Source organism: Deinococcus rubellus (assembly GCF_025244745.1).
In the GTDB taxonomy this organism is placed as follows: Bacteria; Deinococcota; Deinococci; order Deinococcales; family Deinococcaceae; genus Deinococcus; species Deinococcus rubellus.
Window position 1 is genome coordinate 18,083 of the sequence record NZ_CP104213.1, and the last position, 16,634, is coordinate 34,716.

Sequence of the window (16,634 nt, forward strand, 5' to 3'; positions counted from 1 at the left end):
CCGTTCAGGGCCAGAAAAGAGCGGAAATGAAGCTGAAACAGTCGCTCACCTGGTGGAGTTTTACGGGGCAAGGCGCAGACCCCGACGCCCTGTTTTCGGGCGCGACATTTTGGCCTGCGGGTGTCGGCCATGAGCGGTCATGCCTCCATCGAGGCAGGGCTGAACCGCCGCGCCCACCACGCCTGGAGCGTGCACGAACTGGAGGACAACATCCACCTGGCCGCTGCCAACGGCGTGCCCAACCTGATCTGCTTCAATGGCAACCGGGCGGGCCAGCCGAATGGCGAGGGCGTGGCCATCACCACCGAAGCGTTGCAGAGCATCTCCCACTGCCGAGAACGCGGGCGTCAGTCTGGTGCTGGAACTGCTCAACAGCCGCGTCGATCACCCGGATGACCAGTGCGACCACCTCGGGTGGGGCCTGGAGGTGGCCGGGGCGGTGGATTCTCCTGCCGTCAAACTGCTCTACGACCTCTACCCCACCCAGATCATGGACGGCGACCCGATCCACAGCATTCGGGCGTACCTTGCCGCCATCAGCCACTCCCACACCGCCGGTTGTCCGGGCCGCCACGACCTCGGCGACAACCCAGGAGATTCAGTATCCGCCAGTGCTGCAGGCCGTTGCAGCCACCGGCTTTTCAGGCTACCTGGCCCGCGAATTTGTGCCCAGGGGTAAAGCAGTTCAAGCGCTGCGAGCCGCCTTTTCGCTGACTGAGCAGGCGGTGGGCTGAACGATTTGAGAGAACGACTGCGCTAACCCGCTTCAGCGCTGCTGGCCCGCACCAGCAGTTCAACCGGAATCTCGATCTGATCCGGCCCGCCCCGCTCCAGCAGCAACTGCACGCCGCGTGCGCCCAACGCTTCCTTGTCCACGCGCAGCGTCGAGAGCGGCGGATGGGTCAGGGCCGCCGCGTCGAGGTCGTCGAAGCCCACGAAGGCCACGTCGTCCGGCACCCTCAGCCCGGCTTCCTGGCAGACCTGCATGGCGAGGATGGCCGTCACGTCATTGAAGGCGAATACCGCGTCGGGCGGCTCTGGCAGCGCCAGCAGGGAACGCATCGCCCCGGCTGCGCCCTCCTCCTCATCGAGCGGATCGCGGCGCACGTCCAGGGCCGGGTCTGCCGGAACGCCCGCGTCGTAGAGCGCCTGGCGGTAGCCCAGCCACCTACCGCGAATGCTGTGGTGATCGGGGCCGCCGATGAACGCCACCCGCCGCCGTCCAGTATTCAGCAGGTGGGTGGTGGCCCAGTGCGCTCCGCCAAAGTTATCGCTGTTGACGCACGGCAACCCCGGCGCGAAGTGATCGATGAGCACCAGCGGCAGCCCCAGGGCACGCAGTTGCTCCATCACCGCCGCCTCGAAAAAGCCCACGCACAGCAGTCCGTCGGTGCCGTGCCAGCCAACCATCTCGGCCACGTTGTCGCCCGCGTTGAGCGAACTGAAATGCAAGGTCAGGCCCCGCGCCCGGCATTCGTCCTCGACGCCGTGCAGCACCTGAGAATAAAACGGATTGGCGCTCAGGCCGGTGTGCTGGCGGTGCAGCAAGAAGCTGATCCGGCGCAGCTTGCTGGCCCGCAACTTGGCGGTGTCGTAGCCGAGGTCGTGCGCCGCCCGCACCACCTGCTCACGGGTCACTTCGCTCAGACCACTCTGCTGCTTGAGCGCCCGCGACACCGTGGCGATGGAGACGCCCGACGCCCGCGCCACATCCTGAATGGTGACGCCGGAGCGGGAGGGAGGGCGTTTAGACACCACCGGAGTATAGGGGCAGGCTCTGTCACCGCACTTTTCTGCGGTCTGTCTTCTGACCCGGAAAATGGGTCCAGCCTCGAAGCGGCTTGTTTCGCTTGACTCGCTGCCCAGAAAGGATTAGTTTGTTTTTTAGTAAAAAAATTTAGAGTGGCCGTGAACCCAGATACAGGATTCAGAAGCGCAGCGGCGGGGCAGCCGCATGGAGAAAAGCAATGCAAGACATCCGAATTGGAACGTTGGTCGAGGGAAGGCACGCCGTGCAGGTGCTGCCACAGATTTTGCCGCACGGCTTCGAGTGTTTCAGCCTGACGTTCTGGCAGAGTACCGGGTCCACCGATCTGGCCGAGACGGCGCGGCGGGTGCGCGACCTCACAGAGGCCAGTGGCACCAAGATTTCCTGCCTGGAGATTTTCGGCAACCCGCTGACCGGCGAGGGCGACAACGCCGACACACTGGCGAGCTGGGAGCGGCTGATCGACCACGCCCACCTGTTCGGCACCGATCTGGTCAGCGGCTTCACCGGGCGGCTGCCGGGCGTGCCGCTGGACGCTTCCCTGCCGCGCTACGCCGAAGTTTTTGGAGAACTCTCGCGCCGCGCCGCTGACAAGGGTGTGCGGCTATGCTTCGAGAACTGCGCCATGGACGGCAACTGGCAGGCCGGGGAGTGGAACATTGCCCACTCGCCCGACGCCTGGGAAGCCATGTGGAACGCGCTGCCCGCCGATAACATCGGCCTGGAATGGGAGCCGTGTCATCAGATGGTCGGCCTGATTGATCCGCTGCCGCAGCTCCGCAAGTGGGCCAGCAAGGTCTTTCACGTTCACGGCAAGGACGCCACCATCGCCTGGGACGTGATCCGCGAATCGGGCATCCACGGCCCCAAACCCTACGTCTGGCACCGCACGCCCGGTTTCGGCGACACCAACTGGACCGACGTGATCAGCATCCTGCGCCAGAGTGGGTACGCGGGCGACATCAACATCGAGGGCTTTCACGATCCGGTATACAGGGGCGAGCTGGAAATGACTGGGCAGGTTCACGCGCTGAAGTATCTCAAGGAGTGCCGGGGCGGCGCATTTATCTCCAATCCAGTGATCGATGAACCTGAAAGAGCAGGCTCAGCATGACCTCGGCAAACGGTTCTGAATTCCGCATCGCGCTGGTGGGCTGCGGCAGCATGGCCAACACCTGGGTGGACTACGCCCTTCAACGGGACGACGCCGAGATCGTGGCGCTGGTGGATCTGAATGAAGCCACGGCGCTGACGCTGGCCGAAAAACATCATCTGGGCGGCGTCCCGATCTTCAAGGATGTGGCGGAGGCGATTCAGGCCACTGGAGCCAATCTGGTCTTCGACGTGACCATTCCGGAAGCGCACGAGGCGGTCACACTGGCCGCTCTCCAGGCCGGTTGCAACGTGTTGGGTGAGAAGCCGCTGGCCGCCGGGATGGACCCGGCCCGCCGGATGGTGGCCGTCGCCGGGCAGACCGGACACACCTACGCTGTGATGCAGAATCGCCGTTACCTGCCGCAGATTCACGCCTTCCGCGATCTGGTGCGCGGCCATATAGGTACGCCCGGTTTCACCACCGCCAACTTCTTTATCGGCGCACATTTCGGCGGCTTCCGCGACGCGATGGCCAGCCCACTGCTGCTCGACATGGCGATCCACACCTTCGATCAGGCCCGCTTCATCCTGGGGGCCGATCCGGTGTCGGTGTATTGCCAGGAATTCAACCCGCCGGGATCGTGGTATACGGGCGCAGCGGCGGCGGCCTGCATCTTTGAATTTGCAGGCGGACAGATTTTCACTTACAACGGATCATGGTGCGCCGAGGGTGCGCCGACTTCCTGGGAAGCCGAGTGGCGCGTCATGGGCAGCGCGGGCACGGCCATCTGGGACGGCACCCACGCTCCTCACGCCGAGGTGGTGACTGACCCGCAACAGGAAGGCTTCCTGCGCGACTTCCGGCGAGTCGAGGCGGGAGCGTCATTCAATAACCCCGGCCCTGAAGGCCACTTCGGTTGCCTGGACGAGATGTTCGCCGCCCTGAGCGAGAAGCGTCCGCCCGAAACCGACTGCGCCGACAACATCAAGAGCCTGAGCATGGTTTTCGGCGCGGTGGAGAGTGCCCGGCGCGGCGAGAAAGTGCTGCTGGGCGAACCCACCCAGGAAGGAGTGTCCAGATGACCCACACGCTCGCTCTACATAGCGGCTGGCAGTTCAAGGCCCGCAATCCCCATACCTCCCTGACGGACGATTTCGCCTCCTCCTCCGACTGGGCCGCCGCCAGCATACCCGGTACCGTCCATCAGGATCTGCTGGCGACGGGGCAGATTCTCGATCCCAATTTCGGCCTGAACGAGCAAGGCGTGCAGTGGGTGGGTGAAACCGACTGGCTGTACCGGCTGGAATTCGACGCTGCCAAGCTGGAGAACGGCCAGCACGCCGATCTGTGCTTTGACGGCCTGGACACCTTCGCGCAGGTGTGGCTCAACGGCGAGCTGATTCTGGCAAGCGAGAACATGTTCGTGCCGCGCCGTGTATCGGTTGCGGGCAAATTGCGCGAGGGAAAGAACGGGCTGCACCTCCTGTTTGCCTCAGCCCTGCGGCGCGGCCAGGAAATCGAGGCCGAACTCGGCAAACGCCATCTCTGGAACGGCGATTCCAGCCGCCTGTATGTCCGCAAGGCGCAGTACCACTACGGCTGGGACTGGGGTCCGGTGCTGATGACGGCGGGGCTGTGGCGCGGCGTGCGGCTGGAAGTCTACACGGCCCGGCTGGACGAACTGGCCTGCGCCGTGTCGCTCTCTGATGATCTGAAACGCGCTGAGTTTCCGGTGAGTGTGAACGTGGTGGGCCAGATGAGCGGCAATGTCAGACTGGAGCTGCTGGGGCCGGACGGAGTGACAGTGGCCTCCGAGATGTTGCCTGCCGCCGGGACCATCGAACACACCTTCAGCGTCGAGAACCCGGCCCTATGGTGGTCCGCTGGCTCCGGCGAGCAACCGCTCTATACCGTCCGGGCCGCGCTGGACGGCGGCGGCAGTTCAGAACTTCGAGTAGGCGTGCGGAGCATCAAACTGGTTCAGGAACCCGTCGCGGGCGAGGAAGGCAGCTCCTTTTTCTTCGAGGTCAACGGCACGCCGATCTTTTGCGGCGGGGCCAACTGGATTCCCGACGACAACTTTCTGCCGCGCATCACGCCCCAGCGCTACCGCACCCGCCTGACCCAGGCCAGAGACGCGCACATGGTCATGATCCGGGTGTGGGGCGGCGGTATCTATGAGGACGACGCCTTCTACGACGCCTGCGATGAGCTGGGCCTGCTGGTCTGGCAGGACTTCATGTTCGCCTGCGGCATGTACCCGGCCCACGCCGCATTTCAGGCCAGCATCCGTGAGGAGGCCGAGGTCGCCGTCAAGCGCCTGCGCCACCACGCCAGCCTCGCCCTCTGGTGCGGCAACAACGAGGATTACCAGATCGCGGGTTCGGTGGGGGCCTACGGGCCGGGCAGCGACGAGAGCAAGTTCGACGCCCTGTCTACCTATGAGGAGCTGCTGCCGGAGGTCTGTGCCCGGCTGAATCCTTCCACCCAGTACTGGCCCGGCAGCGCTTACGGTGGCCCCGATTCCACCAGTCAGACGGTGGGCGACCGTCACACCTGGGACGTGTGGCACAGCGCGATGGCCCCCTATCAGGATTATCCCAAATACGAGGGCCGCTTCGTCAGCGAGTTCGGGATGCAGTCTCTGCCTTCACTGGCCCTGCTGGAAAGCGCCACCGCGCCGGAGGAGCGCTTCCCGGCCAGCCGCACGCTGGAACACCACAACAAGGCGGGCGACGGACCACGCCGCCTGAACGTCTACATCGGCGACACCGTGAGGGTTCCCGCCGATCTGACGGGCTATGTGTACGCGTCGCAACTGGTGCAGGCCGAGGCGATGCTCAGCGCCTACCGGGGCTGGCGGCGGCGCTGGGGATCAGCAGGCAAACGGGCAGTGTCGGGCGCACTGGTGTGGCAGCTCAACGACTGCTGGCCGGTCACGAGCTGGGCCATCATCGACTCGTCGGGCCAGGCCAAGCCCGCCTACTACGCCATCAAGCGGGCGCTGACGCCAATCAGCGTTGGGCTGGCGCTTACGGAAGGTGGGGCGCAGGTGTGGGCGGTCAACGGCACGACTGAATCTCAGACCCTGACCCTGGAACTCCGCGCGCTCACACTCGGCGGTCAGGAACTCAGCGCTGAGTCACACGAGGTCACGCTGGCGGCCAACGCCGTCACGGAGCTGGGCACCTTCGGAGTACGACAGGACGCTGCATCTCCCCTCATCGCCGCCACCCTGCGCCGGGGCGAAACTGTAGTCGCACAGGAAATCCGCTGGCCCGAGCCATTCAAGTACCTGACCTTCCCTGACCCCGGCCTGAAGGTGGAAGTCCTCAGCCCGACCTCGCTGAGCGTCAGTGTGCAGCGGCCCGCCAAGGGCATCTGGCTGGAGTCGGCCCAGGAGACCATCTGGGACGACAACATGCTCGACCTGCTGCCCGGCGAGTCGCGGGTGATCGCCGTTCAGCACCTGAATCCGGCCAAGCTGACTGCCCGCTGGCTGGGCGCGGGAGAAACGGTGAAGGTGGGCGGGTCTGCTGTAGTCAATCAAGTTTAGCGGTCTGTAGTAACGAGGAGTCAGAGGTGGCCGAGCGTTCAGCAAATCCGGCGCTTATCCAGCCGCTCACCTCCAGGCATGAATCACGATGTTTCTGCGTCCCTGACAGCCAATGCCAGAGGGCCGTTGATCCCGCCGAAGTTCACACGCACCTTAAGAAGGACGACCATGGAAAAGCCTGACTCACCCTATCCAGAGCTGAAACTGGGACTGTTCAGCTACAGCTACCGGATGGCTTTCGGTTCTCACGATGTCAAGCCCAGCCGACCCACGAATCTGTTCGAGTACATCGAACACGCCCACCAGCTCGGCTTCGACGGCATTCAGATCGATCTGACGCACCTGACGAGCCACGATCCCGCTTACCTGGCGGAGCTGCGTTCGGCAGCGGCAGAGCGGAACCTGTACGTGGAGTACGGTTCCGCTTTTGTCGAGGCAGACCACACCGCCCAGCAGTTGCAGATTGCCAGCTTGCTGGGAGCGCCCCTGATGCGGACCTTCATGGGGTTCTCGCGCTTCGAGCGGAGCACCGATGTGGCCGCAGAAACCAGCCGCGCCGTCGCCCTGCTGCGTTCGCTGGCTCCGCAGGCAGCAGACCTGGGCATCCGGATCGCGCTCGAAAATCACTGCGACGCCACCACCCCGGAATTACAGCAGGTCATCGAGCGGGTGGATTCTCCCTCAGTCGGGGCCTGCGTCGATCTGGGCAACTTCATGATCCATCTCGAAAATCCGGTGGCGGCGGTGAGGCAGCTCGCGCCGTACATCATCAACACCCATTTCAAGGATTACGACATGAAGATGGAGAACTGGGGCTTCAAATCGTATGGCGTGGCGCTGGGTGAAGGGGTGATCGATCTGAAGGCGGTGCTGGACATTCTGGTGAACGAGGCGCATCTCGACCGGATCACACTGGAGATCGTTTCCGAGCCGCAGGCCACCGAAGCTACGACCCTGGCGCTGGAGGAGGCCAATATTCGCCGCAGCTACCAGTTTGCCCGCGAGGTGCTCGGCATCGGCACCGCCTGAACCTTGCAGGGCTGCACACGTCCTGGGCAACCCATCAGGCGTGCATGCCCGGCGCGAGCGGCAATGTGGTTTGGATGCGACCTGGTGGGATGCCCTTGTGCCTGCCCTTGCCGTTGGTGAAGGGCGCATGGGGATAGGAAGGCGTCGGGCCAAGAAAGAGTGCTGTGTGGTGCGGGAGCTCATCTTTGAGCGGTGACCGTGAACGCCGACTTGCCGACCCCGACGCGGGGCAACCTGACGCTGCGCCGCACCTACTGGCTGACTTTGCTGGTGCTGGGCGTGCTGAGTATTGCCTCCAACGTCTTGCTGTCCATGCAGGTAGAAGCCACGTCGGCGACGGCAGCGCTGGTCAACACCGCCGGACGCCAGCGCATGCTCGCTGTGCGGATCGCGGCGGACGCCGAGCACGCCGCCGCCACCCACGACCCCCACAGCCTGAGCGACCTGCGGGCGTCCCTGGCGACTTTGGAGGCCAATCACGCCCGGCTGTCCGACGCTGCCTCGGGCCTCTACACCTCCGGCTTCGCACCGGACGTACGGCGCTTCTATGCCGCCCAGGTCAACCCGCGCGTCGCAGCCTTTACTGCCGCCGGGCGGCGGATTCTGGAGACGCCGCCCGAGCAGCTCAGCCCCCAGCAGCCAGACGTGGCGTTCCTGACCCTTCAGGCGCGCGGACCGCTGCTGGTGGCACTGGACCGGGCCGTGGCGCTGGACGAGCACCGCAGCGACCAGGTGATCGCACGTGTCCAGCGGCTCTCGTGGCTGCGCGTGGGGGCGGTGGTCACGCTGCTGCTGACACTGGGTCTGGGCGTCTTTCGCCCGCTGGAGCGGCGCAACCGCGAACTGCTCAGCCGCCTGGCTGCCGAGCACGCCGCCGCGTCGCAGCAGGCCAGCTACGCCCAGGCCCTCCTGCGGATTTCGGAGTTGAGTGACACCGATCTGCCGCCCGAGCAGGTGGCCCACGAACTCACGGCCACTGTGGCGCGCACGCTGGGGCTGGACTGGGCCGCGCTGGGCCTCCTGAGCGGGAACGGCAGCCAGCTCGCCGGGGTCTACGCCCATCCAGCGCTGCCTGCGGCCCTTATGGCGCAGCTCAACCACACGCCGCGTCCGGGCGAGGGCATGATCTGGGACGTGGCGCGCGGCGGCCAGCCTGTCTACGTGGACGACTACGCTCACCTGGGCAACGCCCGGCCAGCGCTGGTGGATGCTGGGCTGAGCGGCGCGGCCTGGGTGCCACTGGGCACCTTTGAGGGTGTTCAGTACCTGCTGTGCGGCGCGCGACTGGGTCCCCGGCCCTGGCAGGCCGCCGACCGGAACCTGCTGGAAGCGGCGGCCCGCACCGTCACGGTGGCGCTGCACCGGCGGCTGTACCTGCACGAGCTGCAAGCGGCGGCGCTGAGTGATGCCCTGACGGGGCTGGGCAACCGGCGGGCCTTCGAGCGGGACCTGAAGGTCGGGCAGGCGCAGGCCAGTCGTCAGGGGCAGACGCTGGCGGTGATGATGCTCGACCTCGACGGCCTCAAGCAAGTCAATGATATTCAGGGACACGAGCGCGGCGACGCTTTGCTGCGCGGCTTCGGCCACCTGCTCGCCCAAGCATTCCGGCACAGTGATCAGGTGTACCGCCTGGGAGGTGACGAGTTCGCGGTCCTGCTGCCCGCCGCCGCACCTGAGCATGCCAGAGAGCTGCTGGAGCGGGCCGCGCGGGTGGCTGAGCCGCTGCACGCCCAGGGATTCCCCGGCGCGGGGGCAAGCGCGGGGCTGGCCATCTCTCCACTGGACGGTGGGGACGCGGCGACGCTGGTCCGGCTGGCAGATGAGCGGATGTACGCCAGCAAGCGCGAGCGCAAGGCCGCGCAGTGTGCCCAGCCCGTGACCGCCGGGGAACGCAGGGGATCGCCCAACTGAAGTCGGCCTGCTGGGGCCGCTGCGGGCCAATGCGTTGCTCCGGCTGTGAAGCATTTCGCACCAGTGGTAGACACCCAGGGCATTCGGCGCACGGTTCACGGTACGGTCCTTGCCGCCGCGCACCCGAATAAGGCCACGCGCTGCTTCGAGGTCGCTCAGGGCGACACCCACCAGCTCCGAGACCCGCAGGCCGGTGCCGAAGAGCATCATCACCATTGCCACGTCACGCTGGGGTTGATCGCCGCTGCGGGCCGCTCCCAGAAGATGCTGGGTGACCTCGCCGGTCACGGTGGGCAGCCGCTGGGCGGGCAAGCTCGGCAAGGCCAGCCGCCGGGCCGGATTGGTGCTGAGCAGCTCCTCGCACTGGCCCGAGTTGAACACCGGCCGCAGCACCCACACGTGGGGCATGCCGCCCGCCCGCGCTGAGGCCCTGTTCACCGAGCCACAGGACGAAGCCGCGCAGGTGCGAGATGCTGACTGCGCTGGCGGCTGGGAGGTCACCCAGACTGTCCAGCTAGCGCCCCAGCTTGGTCCGGGCCACGCCGTAAAAACTGAGCGTGGCTTTGCTGCGCCGCTCGACTCGCAGGTGGTACAGAAACTCTTCCCAAAGCTGATCCATCGTCAGGTGCTGCATCGTCATGGCCAAGGCCTCCCCGACGACGTGTTTTGGTTCAGTTCTAGAGCGCACGATCACTGACGCTTAGCCTCAGTCCAGAGATTCTGGAGAAACAAAAAAACCCCGTCCAGGACGAGGTTGAGTCTTCGTGGTGCGGATGCCCAGACTTGAACTGGGGACCTCACGCTTATCAGGCGTGCGCTCTAACCAACTGAGCTACACCCGCACACACCTGCCTCCGGCCCAGGGCCTTCACAAGCGGTAGGTAGCTTATCAGCGGCCCCCCGGACTGTCAAGGCGCTTCAGGTCGTGTAGTCGGCATTGATCCGCACGTACTCGGCGCTGAGATCGCAGCCCCAGGCTTCGCCCTTCTCTGATCCCACCGCCAGATCGATCTCGAACACGACCTCGTCGGTGTTCATGGCCTTTGAGACCTGTCCGGCATCGTACTTGAGCGGCCCTTCGTGAAAGACCGGCACGCCCTGCACGCTCACCCGCAGGTTGTCCAGGTTGAGTCTGGCTCCACTACGGCCCAGCGCCATGATCACCCGGCCCCAGTTGGGATCGCGGCCATGCACCGCACTCTTGAGCAGCGGACTGGCCGCGCAGGTGCGGGCGGCCAGCAGCGCGTCAGCCTCGGTGCCCGCGCCAGTCACCTTCACGGTCAGCAGGGTGGTCGCGCCCTCGCCGTCGCGGGCGATCTCGCGGGCCAGGTCGCGCATCACTTCTTCGAGGGCCTGCAAGAACTCGGCAGTGTCGGCGGCCCCACTCGCCGCGTTGCACAGCACCGCCGTCATGTCGTTGGTGGAGGTGTCGCCGTCCACCGTCACCGCGTTGAAGGTGCGGGCCACGATGGCGGGAAAAGCAGCCCGCAGCGCCGACTGGTCGATGGCTGCGTCGCTGTAGACGAACGAGAACATGGTCGCCATGTCTGGGTGAATCATGCCGCTGCCCTTCGCCACGCCCACCAGCCGCTGCCCGCCGCTGAGGGTGCGCTCAGCGATCTTGGGACGGGTGTCGGTGGTCATGATGGCCTGGGCGTGAAGGTCCACACTGCCCTGCACCTCGCCCGCCAGACGCGGCACCCCGGCCCGGACCTTCTCCATCGGCAGGCGGTGGCCGATGATGCCGGTGGAGGCGGTCAGGACACTCTCTGGGGTGGTGTCCAGTGACCCGGCCAGCAACTCGCCCATCTCGATGTTGTCTGCCGCGCCGCCCGACCCGGTGGCTGCATTGGCCACGCCCGAATTGACCAGCACAGCCCTGAGCGGCAACCCCGCGTCGTAGAGCTGCCGGGCGCGGCCCACGCAAGCGGCAGCGGCAGCGCTGCGGGTGCCCGCAAAGGCCCACACGCAGGGCGAACTCGACACGACGGCGGTGAGATCGGTCTTGCCGCTGGGCTTGATTCCGGCAGCCAGAGCCGCCGCCTGAAAACCGGTGGGAAGGAGCGTGGTCATGGACCCCAGTTTACCGTGCCAGGGGCGACCGGGCAGTTCACGGCGCGTTTACTGCTGCTGCTGCAAGGGAAACTGAAGCTGCACGGGCTTGCCCTTCTCATACTGGCAGGCGAACGGCACCGTCTGGGCCGGATAGCCCTCGCGGCTGAGCTTGACCTGGCTGACCATTCCCCAGCCGGGCAAGCGCGGCGGCGGAGTGGTGGCTTTGGCTGCTGGAGGCTGCAAGATGCCCTCAGTGACACTGCTCACGATGTCGCGGGCGTTGTAGGACGCCCCGATGGCCGCGCCGCCGGGCTGCTTGGCAAATTCGTTGAGCTTACTGCTCAGCTCGTCTTTGCAGAACTCGATGAACTTGTACTTGCTGATGCCGTTGGCCTGGGCGTTGCTGTAGAGCGGATTGTTGCGGACGGCCAGCAGCGTGACAAAGGCCAGCAGCGCCACACTGAGAATGATCGCCAGCCACAGCAGCGTGCGGCCCACCGCGCCGTGCCCGTGCTTGTTGTGCTGGTTGGAGGACGGGTAAGGATTCATAGTGCTGCCTAGCATAGCGCGGCGGCTCCGGACAGATGTCGTCCAGCTTGCGTTCCACAGAAGCGCTGCATTGCTATGAACTTAGAGATACGGTGCCAGTCGGGTTGTGGGCCAGTCCACTGCATGCCTGAGCGAAAGGAGGCAAGCTGGACACCAATCGGCTCAGAGGTCACCTCAATTTGATTGTGCTGGGCAGGCGGCGAGTTTCAGGTGCTGCCACGCGGCGGCAGTCCGGTGAAGTTCTACGTGCTGACCGGGGCGGGCCGAACCGAACTGAGAGCCAAGCGCGAGGACTTTGGGCCCTTCACCAGGGCTGTCGGCACGGTACTGGGCGGCGCAGCGTCACCGAGGACAAGCCGGTTCGTCGGCAGTTTCACGGCACTCGGCAAAGCGGGCCGCACACAGGGCAGCGATCACGGCACCTTGCTCCTCAAGATCACTTCAGGCGACTTGCGAAATGTCAGTTGTCAGGTGGTATCGCCCGCTCAAGTCAGATGGATTCCAGCAGGCTGCTAAACCTGCGGCAGATACCCTGCGACCTCGTCCATCAAATCGCGGGCGGTCAGTTCCAGGCGAATCGGCGTGACGCTGACGTAGCCGTCCTCCACCGCACCGAAGTCGGTATCGCCCGCGTACTCGGCGCGGGGTTTGCCCGAAACCCAGTGGTATTCGCGGCCCTCGGGGTCGAGGCGGGTCACGAGGGTGTCCTCGTAGCGGTGATCGGAGAGCCGGGTCACGCGGGCACCCTTGATCACCGGCGGAATATTGACGTTCAGGAAGGTGCGCGGCGGCAGACCATGCCTGAGCACCTGCTCGACCAGCTTGGCAGCGTACTCGGCCCCGGGGCCGAAATCGTACTCTCCCCCGTTGCTGATCTGGCTCAGCGAGATCGACGGTACACCCAGCGACACGCCCTCAATGGCCGCCGCGACAGTACCGGAATGGGTCAGGTCGTCGCCCATATTGGCCCCCAGATTGATACCGCTGACGACCATGTCGGGGCGGCCCAGCAAATTACTGCCCAGCACCACGCAGTCGGCGGGCGTGCCGTCCACCCGGTAGGCCGGAATGTCGCCAAAGCCCGCCGCCGCCGTGTGCTTGAACCTCAGCGGGCGGCGAAAGGTAATGCCGTGACCGACACCGCTCTGCTCCACATCGGGAGCGACGACCAGCACGTCGGCGATGCGGGCAATCGCCAGCGCCAGCACCTTGATGCCGGGCGAGAAGATCCCGTCGTCGTTGGCGACCAGGACACGCTTGCGGGCGGGTTGGGAAGTAGGAGAGGAAGTCATGGCCGTCAGGTTAGCGCGGCTGGGTCAGGCCAGTGGGAAGTGACGTGACCCTCAAGACCTGTCTTCGTTACCCGCCGAAGGCCGAGAGCGCCGCGCCGATCACGCCCGCGTCTCCGGCAAGCTGGGCACGGCGGATGACCACCGGGGCGAAGGCCGCGCCGTATTCCTGGGCCGCTTTGTCCACACCCTCGAAAAAGTAGTCGCCCACCGCTGCCACGCCGCCGCCGATGACGAACACTTCCGGGTCCAGAAGTTTCTGGATGTCGGCAATCGCCACGCCGATGTGCTTCATGGCCTGCTCGACGACCCGTCTGGCTTGCGGATTGCCGGTCTGGGCCAGGGCGAAGGCTTCGGCGGTACTCACCTCGCGGTTGAGGGCGTAGCTGGCGTCACGGGCGATCGCAGTGCCACTGGCGACAGCTTCGAGCGCGCCGTCAAGACCCGCACCGCTGACCGGGCCGCCCGGCAGCACCGTGACGTGGCCGAGTTCGCCCGCCACGCCGTTGAAGCCGCGCCAGATCTGGCCATTGATGACGATGCCGCTGCCGATGCCGGTTGAAACGGTGACATACACACTGCTGCTGCTGCCCCGCGCCGCACCCAGGCTGGCCTCAGCCAGTGCGGCAGCCTTGGCGTCGTTTTCCAGCACCACCGTCTGGCCAAGCCGCTCACGCAGCCCCTCGACCAGCGGCACGTCGGTAAAGCCGTAGATGTTCGGCGCGAATTTGACGCCCAGGCGGTCTGCCGTCAGGGGTCCCGGCACGCCGATACCGATATTCAGGGCGTCCGGGTGCACCTCCTGAAGCAGTCGGATCTGGGCGGCGACGGCGTCGAGCACGGCGGGCCAGCCGGTTTCGGGGGTGGGCTGCACATGGCGGTCGAGAAGATGCTCGCCGCGCAACACGCCCACGGCGATCTTGGTGCCGCCCACGTCCACGCCGATGCTGACGCGCTGCGGGTCTTGAGAAGATTGAGGGTGTGGTGTGGTCATGAATGCTCCAGTCTAACTTGGGCCGCAGTCTACCCTCACTCGGCAGGTCGTGGTCCATCGTCTAGATCACGGGCCCATCCGCCCACGCCGCCGGGTGTGCACCAGTCGGTAGACTGCCGGGCAATGGCCGATCTCTTGGAAGGCTTCAAGACCATCTTCTCGGGTGACTACCCGCTGCTGCTGCTTCAGGGCCTCGAATTGACCTTGGCGGTCAGCCTCTCGGCGCTGCTGGTCAGCGTGGTGCTGGGCACGTTGCTGGGGCTGCTGCGCTTTTTCCGACTGCCGCTGCTGGCCCCGCTGGGCAATGCCTACGTGGACATCGTGCGCGGCATTCCGCTGATCGTGCTGCTGAGCGTGGTGTATTACGGTTTGCCCACCCTGGGCCTGACCCTGCCGAGCTTTCCGGCGGCCGTGCTGGCGCTGGGGTTCTATTCGGCGGCCTACACTTCCGAGATCGTGCGCGGCGGCCTGAACAGCGTGCCCACAGGCCAGATCGAGGCGGGCCGCAGCCTGGGCCTCAGCCGCACCCAGGCGGTGAGACATGTGGTCTTGCCGCAGGCGTGGCGGGTGGCCCTGCCTGCGCTGGGCAACGAGTTCATCTCGCTGATCCTGGGCAGCAGCCTGGCGAGTGCCGTTACCTTGCAAGAACTCTTCTCGCAGGGGCGCTACATCACCAACGCCACCTACCGCCAGTTCGAGGTCTACGCCGTGCTGGCCGTCATGTATTTTGTGCTGACCTTTATCCTCACCCGCATCGTGCGCTGGCTGGAGCGGCGCTTCTCACGCGGCGAGCCACTGCCGGAGCGGCGGGTCATCTGAGAGAATGCGGTCTTCGAGGGGGCCGCATGGCAAATGTCTGGAATTTTCTTTTTCTCAATGGTGAGTTTGCACCGCGCACCTATATCTTGGAAGGGATGACGCTTCAGCAGGTCGGAACACGTCCCACTGGAGCCTCACACAGCATCTATGAGGAGCTTTGGCATACCGCATTCTGGCAGCGAATCGTATTGGAGCGCGATGAAGAGGCCATCAAACGTTGGGAGGAAGATGATTTATTTCCCCCCAGCCCTGAACCCGCCGACGAGGCGGCCTGGCAAATGCTGGTCAATTCGTTTCTCGCCTCTTCAGAACGCGCCGTCGAGCTTGCTCAAGATGAGGTCTGGCTCAATACCGAGGCAGGAGCCGACAATCCTGGGTTCACCTGGAGAAATGCACTTGAGCAGCTCGCCGTTCACAACGCTTACCATTTGGGCAAAATCGTCCTGTTGCGGCAACTTTTAGGCTGCTGGACCCCGCGCCCCAAACCTAATCAGCCTCAATAAAATGGACGACCTGAACGCCGTTTCGCTGACGAGCAAGACCTTGCAGGAAACCGGGTAAGTTCCCGCGCTAGCCTGCTGGCCATGACTGTAACCGCCGCCGCCCAAGCCTCTTTTTCATCCGGATTCCGGGCCATTGTGCCGCTGTGGCTGGGCGTCGCGCCCTTTGCCGTCGCCTACGCCGTTACGGCCAGGGCGGGCGGCCTGGGCCTGTGGGAAGCGCAGTGGATGAGCCTGACCGTGTTTGCGGGCGCTTCGCAGTTCGCCGCCGCTGGCCTGTTCGGACAGGGAGCCGCGCCGATCAGCATCATCGCCACCACCGCCGTGCTGAACGTGCGCCACCTGCTCTACGGCCTCAGCCTGGCCCAGAAAGTGCCGCTGACCCGCACCCATCGCCTGCTCGCCGCCCAATTCCTGACTGACGAGGCATACGGCATCAGCATCAGCGCGCCGGGGCTGAACCTGGCTTACCTGCTCGGCGCGGAGCTGAGCCTCTATATCGTCTGGAACGTGTTTACCCTGCTGGGCAGCTTGATCGGCTCGCTGGTCCCCGATCCCGCGTCTCTGGGCGTCGGCATCGTGTTTCCGCTGGCCTTTCTGGGCCTGCTGATTCCGCAACTCAGCGGGCGACTTCCACTGGCGGTGGCAGCCTTCTCCGGCTTGCTGGCCTGGGGCCTGTCGCGCGTGCTGCCGGGCGGCGTGGTGGTGCTGGCCACCGGCGTACTGGGCGCGCTGGCCGGGGCCTGGCTGAGTACGCGCTGGAGCAAGGCGTGACCACCTTCCTCACCATGCTGGGCATGTGGGCGGTGACCTATGCCGCCAGGCTGGCGGGCCTGAGCCTCGGCGGGGTGCGCCTCTCACCGTTCTGGCTGGCTTTTTTGCGCTTCGTCCCCATCAGCGTCTTCGCCGCCCTGATCGTGCCAGACATCGCGGCAAGTCCCGACTGGTCCAGAAAACTGCTGGCCTGCGCGGTGGCCGCCCTCCTCTTCTGGAAAACCAGAACGCTGGCCTGGGGAATCGTGGGAGGATTTGCAATGTACTGGTTGCTGCGGCAGGTCATGTGAAGAT

17 protein-coding genes, 1 tRNA gene and 1 pseudogene are annotated in these 16,634 nt (G+C 65.3%); 11 read left to right on the forward strand and 8 right to left on the reverse strand.

From position 1 onward, the window contains the following. Window positions 1-129 precede the first annotated feature (129 nt). Window positions 130-396, forward strand: a complete 267-nt coding sequence (locus N0D28_RS00075; RefSeq protein WP_260560389.1) for a hypothetical protein — start codon at window positions 130-132, stop codon at window positions 394-396. A gap of 360 nt (window positions 397-756) precedes the next feature. On the opposite strand, the gene N0D28_RS00080 is transcribed toward N0D28_RS00075, so the two are convergent. Beyond that, complete coding sequence (locus N0D28_RS00080) at window positions 757-1,755, reverse strand: LacI family DNA-binding transcriptional regulator (protein WP_260560390.1); 999 nt, start codon at window positions 1,753-1,755, stop codon at window positions 757-759. A 212-nt stretch (window positions 1,756-1,967) separates the two neighbouring features. On the opposite strand from N0D28_RS00080, the gene N0D28_RS00085 reads away from it, so the two are divergent. From N0D28_RS00085 to N0D28_RS00105, 5 genes are all read left to right on the forward strand, one after another. After that, window positions 1,968-2,882 (forward strand): sugar phosphate isomerase/epimerase family protein, encoded by a 915-nt coding sequence (locus N0D28_RS00085; RefSeq protein ID WP_260560391.1) that lies wholly within the window; start codon window positions 1,968-1,970, stop codon window positions 2,880-2,882. Continuing rightward, window positions 2,879-3,946 carry a Gfo/Idh/MocA family protein gene (locus N0D28_RS00090; protein ID WP_260560392.1) on the forward strand — a complete coding sequence of 356 codons (1,068 nt, stop codon included), beginning with the start codon at window positions 2,879-2,881 and terminating at the stop codon, window positions 3,944-3,946. Before N0D28_RS00085 ends, N0D28_RS00090 begins: the two co-directional genes overlap by 4 nt. Next, a complete protein-coding gene (locus N0D28_RS00095) occupies window positions 3,943-6,420 on the forward strand; it encodes a beta-mannosidase (protein ID WP_260560393.1) in 2,478 nt (825 codons plus the stop codon). The genes N0D28_RS00090 and N0D28_RS00095 overlap by 4 nt, the downstream gene beginning before the upstream one ends. A 168-nt stretch (window positions 6,421-6,588) precedes the next feature. After that, a complete protein-coding gene (locus N0D28_RS00100; protein ID WP_260560394.1) occupies window positions 6,589-7,449 on the forward strand; it encodes a sugar phosphate isomerase/epimerase family protein in 861 nt (286 codons plus the stop codon). Between the two features lie 198 nt (window positions 7,450-7,647). Further along, window positions 7,648-9,360, forward strand: coding sequence for a GGDEF domain-containing protein (locus tag N0D28_RS00105; RefSeq protein WP_260560395.1), 1,713 nt, complete (start codon window positions 7,648-7,650; stop codon window positions 9,358-9,360). A 105-nt stretch (window positions 9,361-9,465) separates the two neighbouring features. Here the strand turns inward: N0D28_RS00105 and N0D28_RS15595 are convergent. From N0D28_RS15595 to N0D28_RS00130, 5 genes and pseudogenes are all read right to left on the reverse strand, one after another. Next, window positions 9,466-9,768 (reverse strand): annotated as a pseudogene (locus N0D28_RS15595) (tyrosine-type recombinase/integrase); the annotation flags it as partial. Window positions 9,769-9,874: 106 nt separating this feature from the next. Then, window positions 9,875-10,000: a hypothetical protein gene (locus tag N0D28_RS00115; RefSeq protein WP_260560397.1), complete on the reverse strand. Its 126-nt coding sequence runs from the start codon at window positions 9,998-10,000 to the stop codon at window positions 9,875-9,877. A gap of 125 nt (window positions 10,001-10,125) precedes the next feature. Beyond that, a tRNA-Ile gene (locus N0D28_RS00120) sits at window positions 10,126-10,202 on the reverse strand. A gap of 76 nt (window positions 10,203-10,278) precedes the next feature. Then, entirely contained in the window at window positions 10,279-11,433 is a 1,155-nt protein-coding gene (gene argJ / locus N0D28_RS00125) for a bifunctional glutamate N-acetyltransferase/amino-acid acetyltransferase ArgJ (protein ID WP_260560398.1), read from the reverse strand. A gap of 48 nt (window positions 11,434-11,481) precedes the next feature. Continuing rightward, window positions 11,482-11,964, reverse strand: coding sequence for a hypothetical protein (locus tag N0D28_RS00130; protein WP_260560399.1), 483 nt, complete (start codon window positions 11,962-11,964; stop codon window positions 11,482-11,484). 183 nt (window positions 11,965-12,147) lie between these two features. Here N0D28_RS00130 and N0D28_RS00135 point away from each other — a divergent pair, with 183 nt between their 5' ends. After that, window positions 12,148-12,480, forward strand: a complete 333-nt coding sequence (locus N0D28_RS00135; protein ID WP_260560400.1) for a hypothetical protein — start codon at window positions 12,148-12,150, stop codon at window positions 12,478-12,480. Here the strand turns inward: N0D28_RS00135 and surE are convergent. Further along, complete coding sequence (gene surE, locus N0D28_RS00140) at window positions 12,477-13,256, reverse strand: 5'/3'-nucleotidase SurE (RefSeq protein ID WP_260560401.1); 780 nt, start codon at window positions 13,254-13,256, stop codon at window positions 12,477-12,479. The genes N0D28_RS00135 and surE overlap by 4 nt on opposite strands. Window positions 13,257-13,323: 67 nt before the next feature. Further along, entirely contained in the window at window positions 13,324-14,247 is a 924-nt protein-coding gene (locus N0D28_RS00145) for an ROK family protein (RefSeq protein ID WP_260560402.1), read from the reverse strand. A 123-nt stretch (window positions 14,248-14,370) separates the two neighbouring features. On the opposite strand from N0D28_RS00145, the gene N0D28_RS00150 reads away from it, so the two are divergent. The 4 genes from N0D28_RS00150 (at window position 14,371) to N0D28_RS00165 (ending at window position 16,630) form a co-directional block, all read left to right on the forward strand. Further along, window positions 14,371-15,066 carry an amino acid ABC transporter permease gene (locus tag N0D28_RS00150; protein WP_260560403.1) on the forward strand — a complete coding sequence of 232 codons (696 nt, stop codon included), beginning with the start codon at window positions 14,371-14,373 and terminating at the stop codon, window positions 15,064-15,066. A gap of 26 nt (window positions 15,067-15,092) precedes the next feature. Beyond that, entirely contained in the window at window positions 15,093-15,569 is a 477-nt protein-coding gene (locus tag N0D28_RS00155) for a DinB family protein (protein ID WP_260560404.1), read from the forward strand. An 81-nt stretch (window positions 15,570-15,650) separates the two neighbouring features. Beyond that, window positions 15,651-16,340 carry an AzlC family ABC transporter permease gene (locus tag N0D28_RS00160; RefSeq protein WP_260560405.1) on the forward strand — a complete coding sequence of 230 codons (690 nt, stop codon included), beginning with the start codon at window positions 15,651-15,653 and terminating at the stop codon, window positions 16,338-16,340. After that, window positions 16,337-16,630, forward strand: coding sequence for a branched-chain amino acid transport AzlD family protein (locus tag N0D28_RS00165; RefSeq protein ID WP_260560406.1), 294 nt, complete (start codon window positions 16,337-16,339; stop codon window positions 16,628-16,630). Before N0D28_RS00160 ends, N0D28_RS00165 begins: the two co-directional genes overlap by 4 nt. The last annotated feature ends 4 nt before the right edge of the window (window positions 16,631-16,634 follow it).